The organism is Pseudomonas sp. HY2-MNA-CIBAN-0224 (assembly GCF_040310285.1).
GTDB classification, from domain to species: domain Bacteria; phylum Pseudomonadota; class Gammaproteobacteria; order Pseudomonadales; family Pseudomonadaceae; genus Aquipseudomonas; species Aquipseudomonas helleri.
In genome coordinates, this window is sequence record NZ_JBEOPQ010000039.1 from 1 (window position 1) to 16,387 (window position 16,387).

Below are 16,387 nucleotides of genomic sequence, written 5' to 3' on the forward strand. Positions count from 1 at the left end.
AGCTTGCCTCGCGATCTTTTAAACGATCAAAAGATCGCGAGGCAAGCTCGCTCCTACGCGGGGATCAGCGGTTAGCCCAGCGCAGCCGCAGCCATTCAAGGTCTTCGGGGCGGGTGACTTTGATGTTGTCTGAACGGCCTTCGATCAGGCGTGGCGCCTGCCCCGCCCATTCCATTGCCGAGGACTCGTCGGTAATGGTCGCATCCGACACCAGGCTGTCAGCCAAGGCGCGATGCAGGGCGCCTAAACGAAACATCTGCGGCGTGTAGGCCTGCCAGATCAAGCTGCGGTCGACGGTTTCGACTGCCCGGCCATTTTTGTCCACGCGTTTGAGCGTGTCTCGCGCCGGAACCGCCAGCAAACCACCCACCGGGTCGTCGGCCAGTTCGTAGAGCAGCTTGTCGAGGTCTTCGCGTGACAAATTGGGCCGCGCAGCATCGTGCACTAGCACCCAGTCATCATCACTGGCGCCCTGCGCATGCAGGTACAACAAGGCGTTCAACACTGAATCGGCACGCTCGCGGCCACCGTCAACCCGGGCAATACGCGGGTCGGCAGCACATCGCAAAGAGGGCCAGAACGGATCATCAAACGCCAGACTGACCACCAAACCTTTAAGGCCAGGGTGATCAAGGAAACAGCCAAGGCTGTGTTCAAGAATACTGCGCCCGCCCAACTGCAAATATTGCTTGGGACGGTCTGCGGCCATACGGGCACCCACGCCCGCGGCAGGAATCACGGCCCAAAAGGCCGGTGATGCGATTCTCATTGGGCCAACTGGTAGAGGGTTTCGCCCTCTTTAACCATTCCCAATTCATGGCGGGCCCGTTCTTCAACGGTCTCCATGCCTTTTTTCAACTCGAGGACTTCCGCATCCAGCACGCGGTTACGCTCCAACAGCACTTCGTTTTCAGCATGCTGATCAGCAATTTGCTGCGTCAGATCTGTCACCTGCGCCAAACTCCCATTCCCCACCCACAGGCGATACTGCAGGCCAGCCAGAAGCAAGAGCAAAATGAGGAACAACCAATTGGGACTGCGCATCGAATATCAGGTATCCAGTGAAAAGACAGCCATGCCGACAAACGTAAACAACCAACAGTACAAAGCCTGGAAGAACCAGGCTTGTACTTGATAAGCATCAGGTTAGTGTCAAAACACCCACGATGGCGAGTTTTCTGACACAACCTGTTGTCTTTTTACCACCAACTGCTTAGCCGCGGAACTCGCCACGACCGTTGTACTTGGCTTTAGCACCCAATTGCTCTTCGATACGCAGCAATTGGTTGTACTTGGAAACGCGGTCCGAACGGCACAGGGAACCGGTTTTGATCTGGCCAGCCGAGGTGCCCACGGCCAGGTCGGCAATGGTGGAATCTTCGGTTTCACCGGAACGGTGCGAGATCACAGCGGTGTAACCAGCGGCCTTGGCCATCTGGATGGCTTCCAGAGTTTCGGTCAGGGTGCCGATCTGGTTGAACTTGATCAGGATCGAGTTGGCGATGTTTTTATCGATGCCCTCTTTCAGGATCTTGGTGTTGGTCACGAACAGGTCGTCACCTACCAGTTGAACTTTCTCACCGATTTTGTCGGTCAGGATTTTCCAGCCATCCCAGTCGGACTCGTCCAGACCGTCTTCGATGGAGATGATCGGGTAGCGCTGAGTCAGACCTTTCAGGTACTCGGCGAAGCCTTCGGAGCTGAACACCTGACCTTCGCCGGACAGGTTGTATTTGCCGTCTTCGTAGAATTCGCTGGCCGCGCAGTCCAGTGCCAGGGTCACGTCAGTGCCCAGGGTGTAACCGGCGTTGGCGATCGCTTCGGAGATCACTTTCAGTGCATCTTCGTTGGACGCCAGGTTAGGTGCGAAACCACCTTCGTCGCCCACTGCGGTGTTCAGGCCACGGGCCTTGAGCACAGCTTTGAGGTGATGGAAGATTTCGGTGCCCATGCGCAGTGCGTCGGAGAAGGTCTTGGCGCCAACTGGCTGAACCATGAACTCCTGGATATCGACGTTGTTATCAGCGTGTTCGCCACCGTTGATGATGTTCATCATCGGGACCGGCATCGAGTAAACACCCGGCGTGCCGTTCAGGTTGGCGATGTGCGCGTACAGCGGCAGGTCCTGGTCCTGAGCTGCAGCCTTGGCTGCTGCCAGAGACACCGCCAGGATTGCGTTAGCGCCCAGCGAGCCTCTGTTTTCAGTGCCGTCCAGCGCGATCATCGCGTGGTCCAGCGCTTTTTGATCAACTGGGTCTTTACCCAGCAGCAAGTCGCGAATCGGGCCGTTGATGTTGGCAACCGCTTTCAGCACGCCTTTGCCCAGGTAACGGCTCTTGTCGCCATCACGCAGCTCCAACGCTTCGCGCGAGCCAGTGGAAGCACCGGAAGGCGCGCAAGCACTGCCGATGATGCCGTTGTCGAGAAGCACGTCGGCTTCCACAGTGGGATTGCCACGGGAGTCGAGAACTTCACGACCTTTGATGTCGACGATTTTTGCCATTGTTGTAAGCACTCCAAAGTTGACGAAAACGACGCAGCTGAGGGAAATCTGGTTATCGCCGGCAAGGATCGAAAAACGGGCAGCCTTGCGGACGATAAAGCTCGGGCCACAAGGGCCCGAGAAATCGTGCGGTACTTTACCGGAGAAAAGCGGATCAGGCCGTTTCTATTGTCGGAAAACTTTTAACCAACTCATCCAGCGACTTCAGTTGAGCCAGGAAAGGCTCAAGCTTGTCCAGACGCAAGGCGCAAGGGCCATCGCATTTGGCATTGTCAGGATCCGGGTGCGCCTCAAGGAACAAACCGGCCAGGCCCTGGCTGATGCCAGCCTTGGCGAGGTCAGTGACCTGGGCACGACGACCACCGGCAGAGTCGGAGCGACCACCGGGCATTTGCAGCGCGTGGGTCACGTCGAAAAAGACCGGGTATTCAAATTGCTTCATGATGCCGAAGCCCAGCATGTCGACTACAAGGTTGTTGTAGCCAAAGCTTGAGCCACGCTCACAGAGGATCAACTGATCGTTGCCCGCTTCTTCGCACTTGCTCAGGATGTGCTTCATTTCCTGAGGCGCAAGGAATTGGGCTTTTTTGATGTTGATCACGGCACCGGTCTTGGCCATGGCCACAACCAGATCAGTCTGGCGCGACAGGAAAGCCGGCAACTGGATGATGTCGCAGACCTCGGCGACCACGGCTGCTTGCGCAGGCTCGTGGACGTCGGTGATCACCGGCACACCAAACGCTTGCTTGATGTCCTGAAAAATCCGCATGCCCTCTTCCAGGCCGGGGCCACGGTAAGAGTTGATCGATGAACGGTTAGCCTTGTCGAAACTGGCCTTGAATACGTAAGGGATACCGAGCTTTTCGGTAACACGTACGTATTCTTCGCACACCTGCATGGCCATATCACGGCTTTCCAGCACGTTCATGCCACCGAACAAGACCATTGGCTTGTCGTTGGCAATGTCGATATTGCCTACGCGGATAATTTTTTGCGCCATGCTGATTAAGCCTTCTTCTCGTGTTGCGCCAATGCTGCTTTAACGAAACCGCTGAACAGAGGGTGACCATCACGAGGAGTCGAGGTGAACTCCGGGTGGAACTGGCACGCCACGAACCAAGGATGATCCGGTGCTTCAACCACTTCTACCAGCGCGCCGTCACCGGAACGACCGGTCACTTTCAGGCCCGCTTCGATCAGTTGTGGCAGCAGATTGTTGTTCACTTCATAGCGATGACGATGACGTTCAACAATCACGTCCTTGGCATAGCAATCATGAACCTTGGAGCCGGCTGCCAGTTGGCAATCCTGCGCGCCCAGACGCATGGTGCCGCCCAGATCAGAGGTTTCGGTACGGGTTTCGACTGCACCGGTGGCGTCTTCCCACTCAGTGATCAAGCCCACAACCGGGTGGCCGCTGCTGCGATCGAACTCGGTGGAGTTGGCGTCTTTCCAGCCCAGCACGTTACGTGCGAACTCGATAACGGCCACTTGCATGCCCAGGCAGATACCCAGGTAAGGCACCTTGTTCTCGCGAGCATATTGAACCGCGGTGATCTTGCCTTCTACGCCGCGCAGACCGAAGCCGCCCGGAACCAGAATGGCGTCAGCGCCTTCGAGCAGTTCAGTGCCTTTGTTTTCGATGTCTTCGGAGTCGATGTAACGCAGGTTGACCTTGGTACGGTTGGAAATACCGGCGTGGCTCATCGCTTCGATCAGCGACTTGTACGCGTCCAGCAGTTCCATGTACTTGCCAACCATGGCGATAGTGACTTCACGCTCAGGGTTGAGCTTGGCGTCGACCACTTTGTCCCACTCGGACAGGTCGGCGCTGTTGCACTGCAAGCCAAAACGCTCAACGACGAAATCATCCAGGCCCTGAGCGTGCAACATGCCCGGGATCTTGTAGATGGTGTCGGCGTCTTCCAGAGAAATGACCGCACGCTCTTCAACGTTGGTGAACAGCGCGATCTTGCGACGCGAAGACACATCAACGTGGTGATCGGAACGGCAGATCAGAACGTCTGGCTGCAGGCCGATGGAGCGCAATTCTTTAACCGAGTGTTGCGTTGGTTTGGTTTTCGTTTCGCCAGCAGTGGCGATGTACGGAACCAGAGTCAGGTGCATCAGCATGGCGCGCTTGGCGCCCACTTCGATGCGCAGCTGACGGATAGCCTCGAGGAACGGTTGGGACTCAATGTCACCCACAGTGCCGCCAATCTCGACCATCGCTACGTCGGCATCGCCGGCGCCCTTGATGATCCGACGCTTGATTTCGTCAGTGATGTGCGGAATCACCTGGATGGTCGCCCCCAGGTAATCACCACGGCGCTCCTTGCGCAGGACGTGTTCGTAAACGCGGCCCGTGGTGAAGTTGTTGTTCTGGGTCATGGTCGTGCGGATGAACCGCTCGTAGTGGCCCAAGTCCAGGTCGGTCTCGGCGCCGTCATGAGTGACGAACACTTCACCGTGCTGGAACGGGCTCATGGTGCCCGGATCAACGTTGATGTAGGGGTCCAGCTTCAGCATGGTGACCTTAAGTCCCCGCGCCTCCAGGATGGCTGCCAATGAAGCCGAGGCAATGCCTTTCCCCAATGAAGAAACAACACCGCCCGTGACGAAGATGTAGCGCGTCATGAAAAACCCTAGAAGTCTGCGTTAAAGCGGTCAGAGCCGCCGGGGAGAGCGAAGGAAGGCCGAAGCCCCCAATCACCAGCATTAGTCACAGTGCACCTTTCGAAAAACTGCTGCGTTGAAACAGACCGATGGAGACCAACGGTTCGATACAAGCCACACATTTTTTTAAAATCGCCCAGCAAAGACTGCTTGGTAATCGGCAACATCTGCAATTCCGGTGAATTTACAGAAGTTGTATCAAGAAGGGAGCGTAGTCTACCGGAAAGCCCCTTTCAGCTCAAACCTTGATCGCTGGAAGTTGGCAACCACTGCAATTGCCAACGCCCACAGGGGTCGCAAGCCAATCCCTGAAGGTTTGCCACCGCCAATAACTGCTCATTGCGGTACAACAGCGGCAATCTGCCACGCACAAAGCCGGGTACACCGTGTTCGTTGAGCAAACGCTTGAGATCCCGATGCCCGCGCTGCGCCAGTTGCATCACCTCACCACCTTGACGATAGCTCACGTGCAAAGGACCTGCGGGAATCTCACCGTGCAAACGTAACTGACCATTACCCGGCAGGCTCAATGGCAAATCCGCCTGCTCCCACGCCAATGGCGCAACAGGCTGACGCAACCAGTCGCCGCTCAACCACCAGAGGTGGCCGCCAGCTCGGTGCAACTGACCATCGGCCAATGTCCATATCGGATGCGCATCTTCGCGGGCATCGCGCAGGGTTTCCCACCCGGCCCAATGATCGGTGTCCGGCAGTTGAGTGAAACCGGCCAGCCAATGGCGCAACGCGTTGCGTTGACGGGCCGCTGAAAGCGCGGCAATCGGTGCCAGCGCCAGGGACGGCAGGCCAAGCCAGGAGAACTCACTATGCGGGGTTGCAGCGGCGAGATCCTGTTGCGCCAACTCGTCGAGCAAGCCTTGCGCCTCGGCACAATGGGCAGCCGTGCGCGCCAGGCTCGCCGCGGCTTGCGGCCAGCGTTTGGTCAGGGCTGGAAAAACTTCATGACGTAGATAGTTACGTGAGAAGTCGGTCTGGGTGTTCGAAGGGTCTTCGACCCAGCTCAAGCCGTGTGCGCGCGCGTAGGCTTCCAACTCGGCGCGAGAGACATCCAGCAAGGGACGGCACAAATGGCCCCGCCCCAGCGCCCGCTCACGGGGCATGGCGGCCACCCCGCTCACCCCTGACCCCCGCAGCAGGCGAAACAACACGGTTTCTGCCTGATCATCACGGTGCTGCCCCGTCAGCAAGACTTCGCCCGCCTGGGTGACGGTTTCAAAAGCCTGATAGCGCGCTTCTCGTGCAGCACGCTCAAGGCTAGCGCCTGGGCGGACCTGCACCTGGAACACCTGTAACGGCACAGCCAGCGAATCACACAGCGCCTGACAATGCGCCGGCCAGGAATCAGCAGCAGACTGCAAGCCATGATGCACATGGACGGCGGACAGAGCAGGAAGCGAATGGGTTTGACGCAGATGGGCGAGCAGGTGCAGCAGAACGGTTGAATCAAGGCCGCCAGAGAGTGCGACGTGCCAGGTATTGGCGTTGCGCCAGGGGGTCAGGGCTTGAAGCAGTTGCGTTGAGAGGTTGGGCATATCGAGCACCGTCCAGATCAAAAGCCCCTCACCCTAGCCCTCTCCCGGAGGGAGAGGGAACTGACCGGGTGCGAACTCTAGAACACCGCTAATCAGCGCCTCCCCCGGAGGGAGGGGAACTGACCGGATGCGAACTCTAGAACACCGCTAATCAGCGCCTCCCCCAGAGGGAGGGGAACTGACTGGATGCGAACTCTAGAACACCGCTAATCAGCTCCCTCCCCCCGGGAGAGGGTTGGGGTGAGGGCAAGCTTTAATCAGAGACCGTAGCTCATCAGGCGGTCATAACGACGCTTGAGCAAGGTTTCGGTGTCCAGCTTTTTCAGCATGTCCAATTGCGACAGCAGCTCACCACGGATGGTCGCAGAGGCTGCGGCCGGATCACGGTGGGCACCGCCCAATGGCTCGGTGATGATCTTGTCAACAATACCCAGGCCTTTCAGGCGCTCAGCGGTAATACCCATGGCTTCTGCTGCGTCCGGCGCTTTTTCGGCGGTTTTCCACAGAATCGAGGCGCAACCTTCCGGCGAGATCACCGCGTACGTCGAGTACTGCAGCATGTTCAACTGGTCGCAAACACCAATCGCCAATGCACCGCCCGAACCGCCTTCACCGATAACGGTGGAGATAATCGGGGTTTTCAGGCGAGCCATCACCCGCAGGTTCCAGGCAATCGCTTCGCTCTGGTTGCGCTCTTCAGCGTCGATACCAGGATAAGCACCCGGTGTGTCGATGAAGGTCAGGATCGGCATTTTGAAACGCTCAGCCATTTCCATCAGACGGCACGCCTTGCGGTAGCCTTCCGGACGCGGCATACCGAAGTTACGGCGAACTTTCTCGCGCACTTCGCGGCCTTTCTGGTGACCGATCACCATCACGGGCTGGTCATCCAGACGCGCAATACCGCCCACGATGGCGGCGTCATCCGAGAAGTGACGGTCGCCATGCAGCTCGTCGAACTCGGTGAAGATGTGATCGATGTAGTCCAGGGTGTAAGGACGACGCGGGTGACGGGCCAGACGAGCAATTTGCCAGCTGGTCAGCTTGCCGAAAATATCTTCAGTCAGCGTTTTGCTTTTGTCTTGCAGGCGAGAGATTTCATCGCTGATGTTCAGCGAGTTGTCATTACCGACCAAGCGCAACTCTTCGATTTTGGCTTGCAGGTCAGCAATCGGCTGTTCGAAATCAAGAAAATTCGGGTTCATAAGCATCCGTCTTGGGTCGGCGGCAAAGCATGCCAGCGGGTTTGAAGCCCAGCATTTGCTGGTGAATCCAACCCGACTGGGGCAGCCGGTTGATCTGTATCGCGCCTACCTTAAGGGAGAGGCGCTCTCAGGTCGAGATTAAAAATTCAGGTCGAGGTCAGGGCGCGTGTATCGCCCCTGACCGTCAACGGTATTGGAGGAAGACGTTGTCTCGGCCAAACTGGTCACGCAACGCTTGAATCAAGCTGTCTGCCGGATCAATTCGCCAGCTTTCGCCAAACTGCAGCAAAGCCTTGGCGTCTGCGCCGGTGTAGTCCAGGGTGATCGGGCACGCCCCACGGTGTTTTTTGAACAATTCGCCCAAAAAGCGCAATTGATCGCCTTTGAGCGCCGCTTGCGTCACTTTCAGACGCAGGCTTTCAGCCAGGCTGGTGCGCGCTTCTTCCATGCTCATCACGCGCTTGACCCGCAAACGCAGGCCGCCGGAGAAGTCATCATTGCTGACCTCGCCTTCGACCACCACCATTGCGTCAGTCTGCAACAGCGATTGCGCCGAATGAAAGGCCTCGGCAAACAACGAGGCTTCGATGCGCCCTGAACGGTCGTCCAGGGTGATAAAGCCCATCTTGTCGCCCTTTTTGTTCTTCATCACGCGCAAGGCAATGATCATCCCCGCGACGGTCTGAGTGTCCCGCGCCGGTTTCAGATCAATAATGCGCTGACGGGCAAAGCGGCGAATCTCACCTTCATATTCATCAATCGGGTGGCCGGTCAGGTACAGCCCAAGGGTGTCTTTCTCACCTTTGAGGCGCTCCTTGAGGGTCAGTTCCTTAGCCTTGCGGTGGTTGGCATACACATCAGCGTCTTCTTCGACAAACAAGCCGCCAAACAAGTCGGCATGCCCGCTGTCGTGGGTGCGCGCAGTTTGTTCGGCCGATTTGATTGCTTCTTCCATCGCCGTCAGCAACACCGCGCGGTTCAGGTCGATATGCGCCTGATAAGCCTTCGGCTCGTCATAGAAGTACGGCCCAAGACGGTCCAGCGCACCACTGCGGATCAAACCGTCGAGGGTACGCTTGTTGATCCGCTTGAGGTCAACACGGGCACAGAAATCGAACAGATCAGTAAACGGTCCGTCTTTGCGTGCTTCGGTGATGGCCTCAACCGGCCCCTCACCCACCCCTTTGATCGCGCCAAGGCCGTAAATAATGCGGCCTTCGTCGTTCACCGTGAACTTGAACTCCGAGGCATTCACATCGGGCGCGTCCAGACGCAGCTTCATGCTGCGAATTTCTTCGATCAGGGTCACAACCTTGTCAGTGTTGTGCATATCCGCCGACAGTACCGCGGCCATGAACGGTGCCGGGTAGTGGGTTTTCAGCCAGGCCGTCTGGTACGACACCAGACCGTAAGCTGCGGAGTGAGACTTGTTGAAACCATAACCGGCAAATTTCTCTACCAGGTCGAAAATGTTACCGGCAAGGTCGGCATCAATATTGTTGTTGCCACAGCCTTCGATGAAACCGCCGCGCTGCTTGGCCATTTCTTCGGGTTTTTTCTTACCCATGGCTCGACGCAACATGTCAGCGCCGCCAAGGGTGTAACCGGCCATGACCTGAGCAATCTGCATCACCTGTTCCTGATACAAGATGATGCCGTAGGTCGGCGCCAATACCGGCTTGAGGCCTTCGTACTGGTAGTCGGAGTGCGGGTACGCCAGTTCGGCGCGACCGTGCTTACGGTTGATAAAGTCATCAACCATGCCTGATTGCAGCGGGCCCGGACGGAACAGGGCCACCAGTGCGATCAAGTCTTCAAGGCAGTCGGGCTTAAGCTTTTTGATCAGCTCTTTCATGCCGCGCGACTCAAGCTGGAACACCGCAGTGGTCTCGGCTTTTTGCAGCAATTGGTACGTGGGCTTGTCGTCCAGCGGGATAAAGGCGATGTCCAGCGGCGCTTCATTGACCTTGGCGCGGTCACGGTTGATGGTTTTCAGCGCCCAGTCGATGACTGTCAGGGTCCGCAGACCGAGGAAATCGAACTTCACCAGACCTGCCGACTCAACGTCATCCTTGTCGAACTGGGTGACCAGACCGCCACCCTCTTCATCGCAGTAAATCGGCGAGAAGTCCGTGAGTTTGGTCGGGGCGATAACCACACCACCGGCGTGCTTGCCCACGTTACGCACAACGCCTTCAAGCTTGCGCGCCATTTCCCAGATTTCGGCAGCCTCTTCATCGACCTTGATGAAGTCGCGCAGGATCTCTTCCTGCTCAAAGGCCTTTTCGAGGGTCATGCCCACTTCGAACGGGATCATCTTCGACAGGCGGTCAGCCAGGCCGTAGGACTTGCCCTGAACTCGCGCCACGTCGCGAATTACCGCCTTCGCAGCCATCGAACCAAAGGTGATGATCTGGCTTACGGCGTTACGCCCGTATTTTTCAGCCACGTATTCAATAACCCGGTCGCGACCATCCATGCAGAAGTCGACGTCGAAGTCGGGCATCGATACCCGTTCCGGGTTAAGGAATCGTTCGAACAGCAGGTCGTATTCCAGCGGATCAAGGTCGGTGATCTTCTGCACATACGCCACCAGCGACCCTGCACCCGACCCCCGGCCAGGCCCCACCGGCACGCCGTTGCTTTTGGCCCACTGGATAAAGTCCATTACGATCAGGAAGTAACCGGGGAACCCCATCTGGATGATGATATCCAGCTCGAAATTCAGCCGGTCGACGTACACCTGACGCTTGGCGTCGTAGTCTTCGGTGGTGTCTTTGGGCAGCAGAACGGTCAAGCGCTCTTCAAGGCCTTCAAAGGACACTTTGCGGAAATATTCATCGATGGTCATGCCATCGGGAATCGGGAAGTTAGGCAGGAAGTGAGTGCCCAGTTTCACGTCAATATTGCAGCGCTTGGCAATTTCGACCGTGTTGGCCAGCGCCTCCGGCAGGTCACTGAACAGCTCGGCCATTTCTTCGGCGCTTTTCAGGTACTGCTGGTCGCTGTAGTTCTTGGAGCGGCGCGGATCATCCAGCGCCCGGCCCTCACCAATGCATACGCGGGTTTCGTGGGCCTCGAAATCTTGCTGCTTGATGAAGCGCACATCGTTGGTGGCCACCAATGGCGCACCGATCTCATCGGCCAGCGCAACGGCGGCGTGCAGGTGATCTTCATCATTGGGACGGCTGGTGCGCTGAACTTCGAGATAAAAGCGCTCGGGGAACACCGCCATCCACTCAAGCGCCAGGGTGCGCGCCTCTTCGGCATTACCGCTGAGCAACGCCAGGCCGATCTCGCCCTCTTTGGCAGCCGACAGCATGATCAAACCGTCGGCCGCTTCAGCGACCCACTCACGCTCAATGATCACCTGACCATTGCGCTGACCGTCGATAAAGCCCCGCGAGATCAGCTCGGTCAGGTTGCGGTAACCCACGGCATTCATCGCCAACAGGCTGATACGGCTCAGCGGGTTATCCGGGTCTTTGTTCGACAGCCACAGGTCGGCACCACAAATCGGCTTGATACCGCCGCCCATGGCGGTTTTATAGAATTTGACGAGAGAACACATGTTGTTCTGATCGGTCACCGCTACGGCGGGCATGTTCATGCCGGCCAGGGTTTTGATCAGCGGTTTGATCCGCACCAGGCCATCGACCAGGGAGTATTCAGTGTGCAGGCGCAGGTGAACGAATGAAGCCGGCATGGTGATCCTGTCTATCAGCTTTGGAAAACAACAAGGCCCGGATTGTACCGGGCCTTGGCAAAAACATCAGCCTCGCGACTAAACCTTGGCAAGGCCTTCACGCGCTTCGTACGCACGGCGAACCGGGCCGAACGAGCGTCTATGAATAGGCGTCGGGCCCAAACGCTCAAGGGCTTCCAGATGGACGGAAGTCGGATAACCCTTGTGCCCACCGATACCATAACCGGGGTACTGCAGCTCAAAGGCCGCCATCTCGCGGTCACGACTGACCTTGGCCAAAATCGAAGCGGCAGCAATGGCCGGGACCTTGCTATCGCCCTTGACCACCGCTTCAGCCGGCATGGCCAGCTTGGGGCAGCGGTTGCCGTCAATCATCGCCAGCTTAGGGGTGATGCTCAGCCCCTCTACCGCCCGCTGCATGGCCAGCATGGTGGCGTGCAAAATGTTCAGTTCGTCGATTTCTTCGACTTCAGCCCGCGCAATGCACCAGCTCAGGGCTTTTTCGCGAATCTCATCGAAAAGCTTTTCACGACGCGCTTCGGTCAGTTTTTTCGAGTCGTTTAGGCCCGCGATCGGGCGCATCGGGTCAAGAATGACCGCTGCCGTGACCACGGCACCGCACAACGGGCCACGACCGACTTCATCAACACCGGCAACCAGGTCTTCAACCTGATTGACCAGATTGAAGTCCAATCCGATTTGCATAGTCACTGTACTCATTAAGATTTTGCGATCAGGCCCAGCACCGCGTCTGCGGCCTGATTGGAAGCGTCGAGACGCAATGTGCGATGGATCTCGTCAAAGCCGCGTGTTTGTTCCTCACCACCGTCCAGTAAAGGCAAGACGGTGTCAGCCAGCGCGTCTGGCGTTGCAGCATCCTGCAACAGCTCAGGCACCAACATACGCTGAGCCAGCAGGTTGGGCAGCGACACGTACGGGCTTTTGACCAGACGTTTGAGGATCCAGAACGTCAGCGACGACAAGCGATACGCAACCACCATCGGCCGTTTGTACAGCAGCGCCTCAAGGGTCGCGGTACCGGAGGCGATCAACACCGCATCACAGGCGGCCAGCGCCAGGTGTGACCGGCCATCGAGCAAGGTCAAAGGCAAGTCACGGCCCACCAGCGATTGCTCAATCTGAATGCGACGCGCGTTATTGGCGCACGGCAATACAAAACGTACCTCAGGACGCGCCTGATAGACCTTCTGCGCAGCATCTAGAAACAAACCGCCCAGCTTGCCGACTTCTCCGCCACGACTGCCGGGCATCAAGGCGATCAGCGGGCCATCGGGCAGGCCCAGCTCAGCACGCGCAGCAGCACGGTCAGCTTCAAGCGGGATGGCATCGGCCAACGGGTGGCCGACAAAACGCACCGGCACGCCCTTCTCTTCGTAGAATTTGGCTTCAAACGGGAACAGCGTGAGCATCAAGTCGCAGCCTTCGCGAATTTTCAGCACTCGCTTCTGACGCCACGCCCACACCGACGGGCTGACGTAGTGCACGGTCTTGATCCCGGCACGGCGCAATTGCAGCTCGATGTTAAGGGTGAAGTCAGGGGCGTCGATACCGATAAACACGTCAGGCTTTTCAGCAATCAGCGTTTTAACTAGCTCTTTGCGGCGCTTGAGCAGCTCACGCAGGCGGCCAAGCACTTCTACCAGGCCCATGACCGACAAGCGCTCCATCGGGAAGTAAGAGCTCATGCCCTCTGCTTCCATCAATGGACCGCCGACGCCGATGAACTCGATATCCCCATGACGGGCCTTGAGCGCACGCATCAGACCGGAGCCGAGAATGTCACCGGAGGCTTCGCCAGCCACCAGAGCAATACGCAATCTGGCCATGATTAGCGCGTAATGCCGCGAGTAGACGAACGGATCGACTCGACGAACATCGCCACTTCAGGGAACTGCACAGCCGGTTCGGCCAGTTCAGCCAGCGCCTGGTCGACGGTAAGGCCCTGTCGGTAGACCACTTTGTAAGCTCGGCGCAGGGCGTGAATGGCTTCATCGCTGAAACCACGGCGGCGCATGCCTTCAAAGTTCATGCTGCGCGCTTCGGCCGGGCTACCGAACACGGTGACAAACGCCGGAACGTCTTTACCGATGGCAGTGCCCATGCCCGAAAAACTGTGAGCACCGATATGGCAGAACTGGTGAACCAGCGTGAAGCCGGACAGGATCGCCCAGTCACCCATGTGCACATGGCCCGCCAGGGCGGCGTTGTTAACCAGAATGCAGTGGTTGCCAATCACGCTGTCATGCCCGATGTGGGCATAGGCCATGATCAGGTTGTGATCACCCAGCGTTGTTTCAGCACGGTCCTGCACGGTGCCGCGGTGAATGGTGACGCCTTCACGAATAACGTTGTGGTCACCAATCACCAGGCGCGTTTCTTCGCCTTTGTACTTCAGATCAGGTGTGTCCTCGCCTACCGAAGAAAACTGGTAGATGCGATTGTGTTTACCGATCCTGGTTGGGCCTTTAAGAATTACATGCGGCCCAATCACAGTCCCCTCGCCGATTTCCACACCTGCGCCGATGATCGACCAAGGGCCGACCTCGACGTCGTCGGCCAAAATGGCCGTCGGATCGATGATTGCGCGAGGGTCAATCAAACTCATAGTTTGCGTTCCGCACAGATGATCTCAGCCGAGCACACTGGCTTGCCGTCAACCGTGGCCTGGCATTCAAATTTCCAGATGGAGCGCTTGCAGCTCAGGAACTTGGCTTCAAGGATCAGTTGATCCCCTGGCAGTACAGGCTGGCGAAAGCGCAGCTTGTCGGAGCCGACGAAATAATAGAGCGTGCCGTCGGAAGGCTTCAGATCCATCATCTTGAAACCCAGGATGCCAGCGGCCTGAGCCATGGCTTCAATGATCAGGACGCCCGGCATGATCGGGTGCGCCGGGAAGTGACCATTGAAGAAAGGTTCATTGATGCTGACATTCTTGTAGGCACGAATGCGCTTGTTCTCGACATCCAGATCCACCACTCGGTCCACCAGCAGGAACGGGTAACGGTGGGGCAGATATTCGCGAATCTCGTTGATGTCCATCATTTCGTGGGGAAGCCTGTAATAAAGATTGGGCGCGCGCGACTAAGGCGCGCTCCTCTAGCAAATCAAGGAAGCAAACCAGTGGCTATGCACTCTTGATATGGAAAATGTACTAGCCCTCTGAAGAAGCTTTACCGTCCGGGGTCACTTCCCCGACGCGCTTTTCCAGATGTTTTAGCCGTCTTGCAATGTCATCCAGCTGACGTATGCGTGCCGCACTTTTGCGCCACTCCGCAGCCGGCTGCATGGCAGTACCGGAAGAATAGGCTCCTGGCTCGGTGATCGAATGCGTCACCATCGTCATGCCAGTCAAGAACACGTTGTCACAAATTTCAATGTGACCGACCAAACCAACTCCGCCTGCGAGCATGCAGTGCTTACCGATTTTAGTACTACCGGAAATGCCTACACACGCGGCCATCGCCGTATGGTCACCCACCTGAACGTTGTGCGCGATCTGGATCTGGTTATCCAGCTTGACGCCATTGCCGATCAACGTATCGGCCAAAGCACCCCGATCAATGGCCGTGTTGACGCCAATTTCGACATCATCACCGAGGGTCACACCGCCAATTTGAGCGATTTTCTGCCAAATGCCTTTTTCGTTGGCGAAACCAAAACCTTCGCCACCCAACACGGCACCCGACTGAATCACCACACGCTTGCCGATATGCACATCGTGGTACAGGGTCACACGAGGGGCCAGCCAACCGTCTTCACCAATAGTGCAACGCGCACCGATAAAGCAATGCGCACCAATGGTGACGCCGGCAGCGATTCGCGCACCACTCTCAATGACCGCAAACGCACCGATGCTCGCCATTGGATCAACCACCGCATCGTCCGCAATCACGGCCGAAGGGTGAACCCCGGCAGTGGCTTTGGGCTTGGGGTCGAACAAATGGGAAATTCGGGCATACGCCAGGTAAGGATCGGGCACAACCAGCGCATCCCCCGCGTACTCCTCGGCATCCGCCGCCTTGAGCAGTACCGCTCCAGCGTGGCAGTCAACGAGGTATTTACGGTATTGGGGATTAGCCAGAAAGCTCAACTGAGCTGGGCCGGCCTCTTGCAAAGTGGCCAGCCCAGTAATTTCTTTCTCCGCGGAGCCACGCAAGGTGGCCCCGAGGAACTCGGCCAATCGGCCGAGTTTTATAGTCGCGGTCATAATTACTTCAGCTGATTCATGCGCTCAATCACTTGGCGAGTGATGTCGTACTGAGGTTTTACATCAATCACAGCACCACGCTCGAACACCAGGTCAAAGGCGCCTTTCTTGATGACTTCTTCAACAGCGCTGTCCAGTTTTGGCTTCAGCTGTTTCAGCATTTCACGGTCAGCAACGGCCTTGGCTTCGTTCAGCTCCTTGGACTGGAACTGGAAATCACGGGCCTTTTGCTTGAACTCAAGCTCCAGACGCTCACGCTCGCCTTGCTGCATTTTGTCGCCGCCGCTAACCAGACGGTCCTGGATGCCCTTGGCGCTGCTTTCCAGGTTTTTCAGTTTGGTCAGTTGTGGGCCAAATTTTTTCTCGGCATCCACGGCATAACGCTTGGCTGCGTCGGATTCAAGCAGTGCCATTTGATAGTTCAGCACAGCAATTTTCATGTCGGCAAAAGCCGGGCCCGCTGCCAAGAGCGAAGCCAGGAGAACCAATTGAGTCAACTTACGCACGATGCACTCCTAA

At 57.3% G+C, this 16,387-nt stretch carries 14 protein-coding genes; all 14 read right to left on the minus strand.

Annotation, left to right across the window (positions count from 1 at the left end):
- Positions 1 to 64: 64 nt before the first annotated feature.
- The 14 genes from ispD to AAEZ03_RS17165 all read right to left on the minus strand — a co-directional run bounded on the left by ispD (position 65) and on the right by AAEZ03_RS17165 (position 16,374).
- A complete protein-coding gene (gene ispD / locus AAEZ03_RS17100; RefSeq protein ID WP_048368073.1) occupies positions 65 to 769 on the minus strand; it encodes a 2-C-methyl-D-erythritol 4-phosphate cytidylyltransferase in 705 nt (234 codons plus the stop codon).
- Positions 766 to 1,044: a cell division protein FtsB gene (ftsB, locus tag AAEZ03_RS17105; RefSeq protein WP_003440483.1), complete on the minus strand. Its 279-nt coding sequence runs from the start codon at positions 1,042 to 1,044 to the stop codon at positions 766 to 768. Before ftsB ends, ispD begins: the two co-directional genes overlap by 4 nt.
- Positions 1,045 to 1,213: 169 nt before the next feature.
- The gene (gene eno / locus AAEZ03_RS17110; protein WP_350580193.1) at positions 1,214 to 2,503 is read right to left on the minus strand and encodes a phosphopyruvate hydratase; all 1,290 of its coding nucleotides are present in this window, start codon (positions 2,501 to 2,503) and stop codon (positions 1,214 to 1,216) included.
- 154 nt (positions 2,504 to 2,657) lie between these two features.
- Positions 2,658 to 3,503 (minus strand): 3-deoxy-8-phosphooctulonate synthase, encoded by an 846-nt coding sequence (kdsA, locus tag AAEZ03_RS17115; protein ID WP_048368078.1) that lies wholly within the window; start codon positions 3,501 to 3,503, stop codon positions 2,658 to 2,660.
- Between the two features lie 5 nt (positions 3,504 to 3,508).
- A complete protein-coding gene (gene pyrG / locus AAEZ03_RS17120) occupies positions 3,509 to 5,140 on the minus strand; it encodes a CTP synthase (protein ID WP_048368080.1) in 1,632 nt (543 codons plus the stop codon).
- Between the two features lie 272 nt (positions 5,141 to 5,412).
- Entirely contained in the window at positions 5,413 to 6,729 is a 1,317-nt protein-coding gene (gene tilS / locus AAEZ03_RS17125; RefSeq protein ID WP_350580197.1) for a tRNA lysidine(34) synthetase TilS, read from the minus strand.
- A gap of 257 nt (positions 6,730 to 6,986) precedes the next feature.
- Positions 6,987 to 7,934 carry an acetyl-CoA carboxylase carboxyl transferase subunit alpha gene (gene accA, locus AAEZ03_RS17130; RefSeq protein WP_048368083.1) on the minus strand — a complete coding sequence of 316 codons (948 nt, stop codon included), beginning with the start codon at positions 7,932 to 7,934 and terminating at the stop codon, positions 6,987 to 6,989.
- A gap of 184 nt (positions 7,935 to 8,118) precedes the next feature.
- Entirely contained in the window at positions 8,119 to 11,640 is a 3,522-nt protein-coding gene (gene dnaE, locus AAEZ03_RS17135; protein WP_350580200.1) for a DNA polymerase III subunit alpha, read from the minus strand.
- Positions 11,641 to 11,718: 78 nt separating this feature from the next.
- Positions 11,719 to 12,345, minus strand: a complete 627-nt coding sequence (rnhB, locus tag AAEZ03_RS17140) for a ribonuclease HII (protein WP_123749725.1) — start codon at positions 12,343 to 12,345, stop codon at positions 11,719 to 11,721.
- Positions 12,346 to 12,359: 14 nt separating this feature from the next.
- Positions 12,360 to 13,487 (minus strand): lipid-A-disaccharide synthase, encoded by a 1,128-nt coding sequence (gene lpxB, locus AAEZ03_RS17145; protein ID WP_153373636.1) that lies wholly within the window; start codon positions 13,485 to 13,487, stop codon positions 12,360 to 12,362.
- A gap of 2 nt (positions 13,488 to 13,489) precedes the next feature.
- Complete coding sequence (gene lpxA / locus AAEZ03_RS17150; RefSeq protein WP_048368087.1) at positions 13,490 to 14,266, minus strand: acyl-ACP--UDP-N-acetylglucosamine O-acyltransferase; 777 nt, start codon at positions 14,264 to 14,266, stop codon at positions 13,490 to 13,492.
- Positions 14,263 to 14,703 carry a 3-hydroxyacyl-ACP dehydratase FabZ gene (fabZ, locus tag AAEZ03_RS17155; RefSeq protein ID WP_048368088.1) on the minus strand — a complete coding sequence of 147 codons (441 nt, stop codon included), beginning with the start codon at positions 14,701 to 14,703 and terminating at the stop codon, positions 14,263 to 14,265. The genes lpxA and fabZ overlap by 4 nt, the downstream gene beginning before the upstream one ends.
- Positions 14,704 to 14,812: 109 nt before the next feature.
- Entirely contained in the window at positions 14,813 to 15,868 is a 1,056-nt protein-coding gene (lpxD, locus tag AAEZ03_RS17160) for a UDP-3-O-(3-hydroxymyristoyl)glucosamine N-acyltransferase (protein WP_048368090.1), read from the minus strand.
- A 2-nt stretch (positions 15,869 to 15,870) separates the two neighbouring features.
- Positions 15,871 to 16,374 carry an OmpH family outer membrane protein gene (locus tag AAEZ03_RS17165; RefSeq protein WP_048368091.1) on the minus strand — a complete coding sequence of 168 codons (504 nt, stop codon included), beginning with the start codon at positions 16,372 to 16,374 and terminating at the stop codon, positions 15,871 to 15,873.
- Between the last annotated feature and the right edge of the window lie 13 nt (positions 16,375 to 16,387).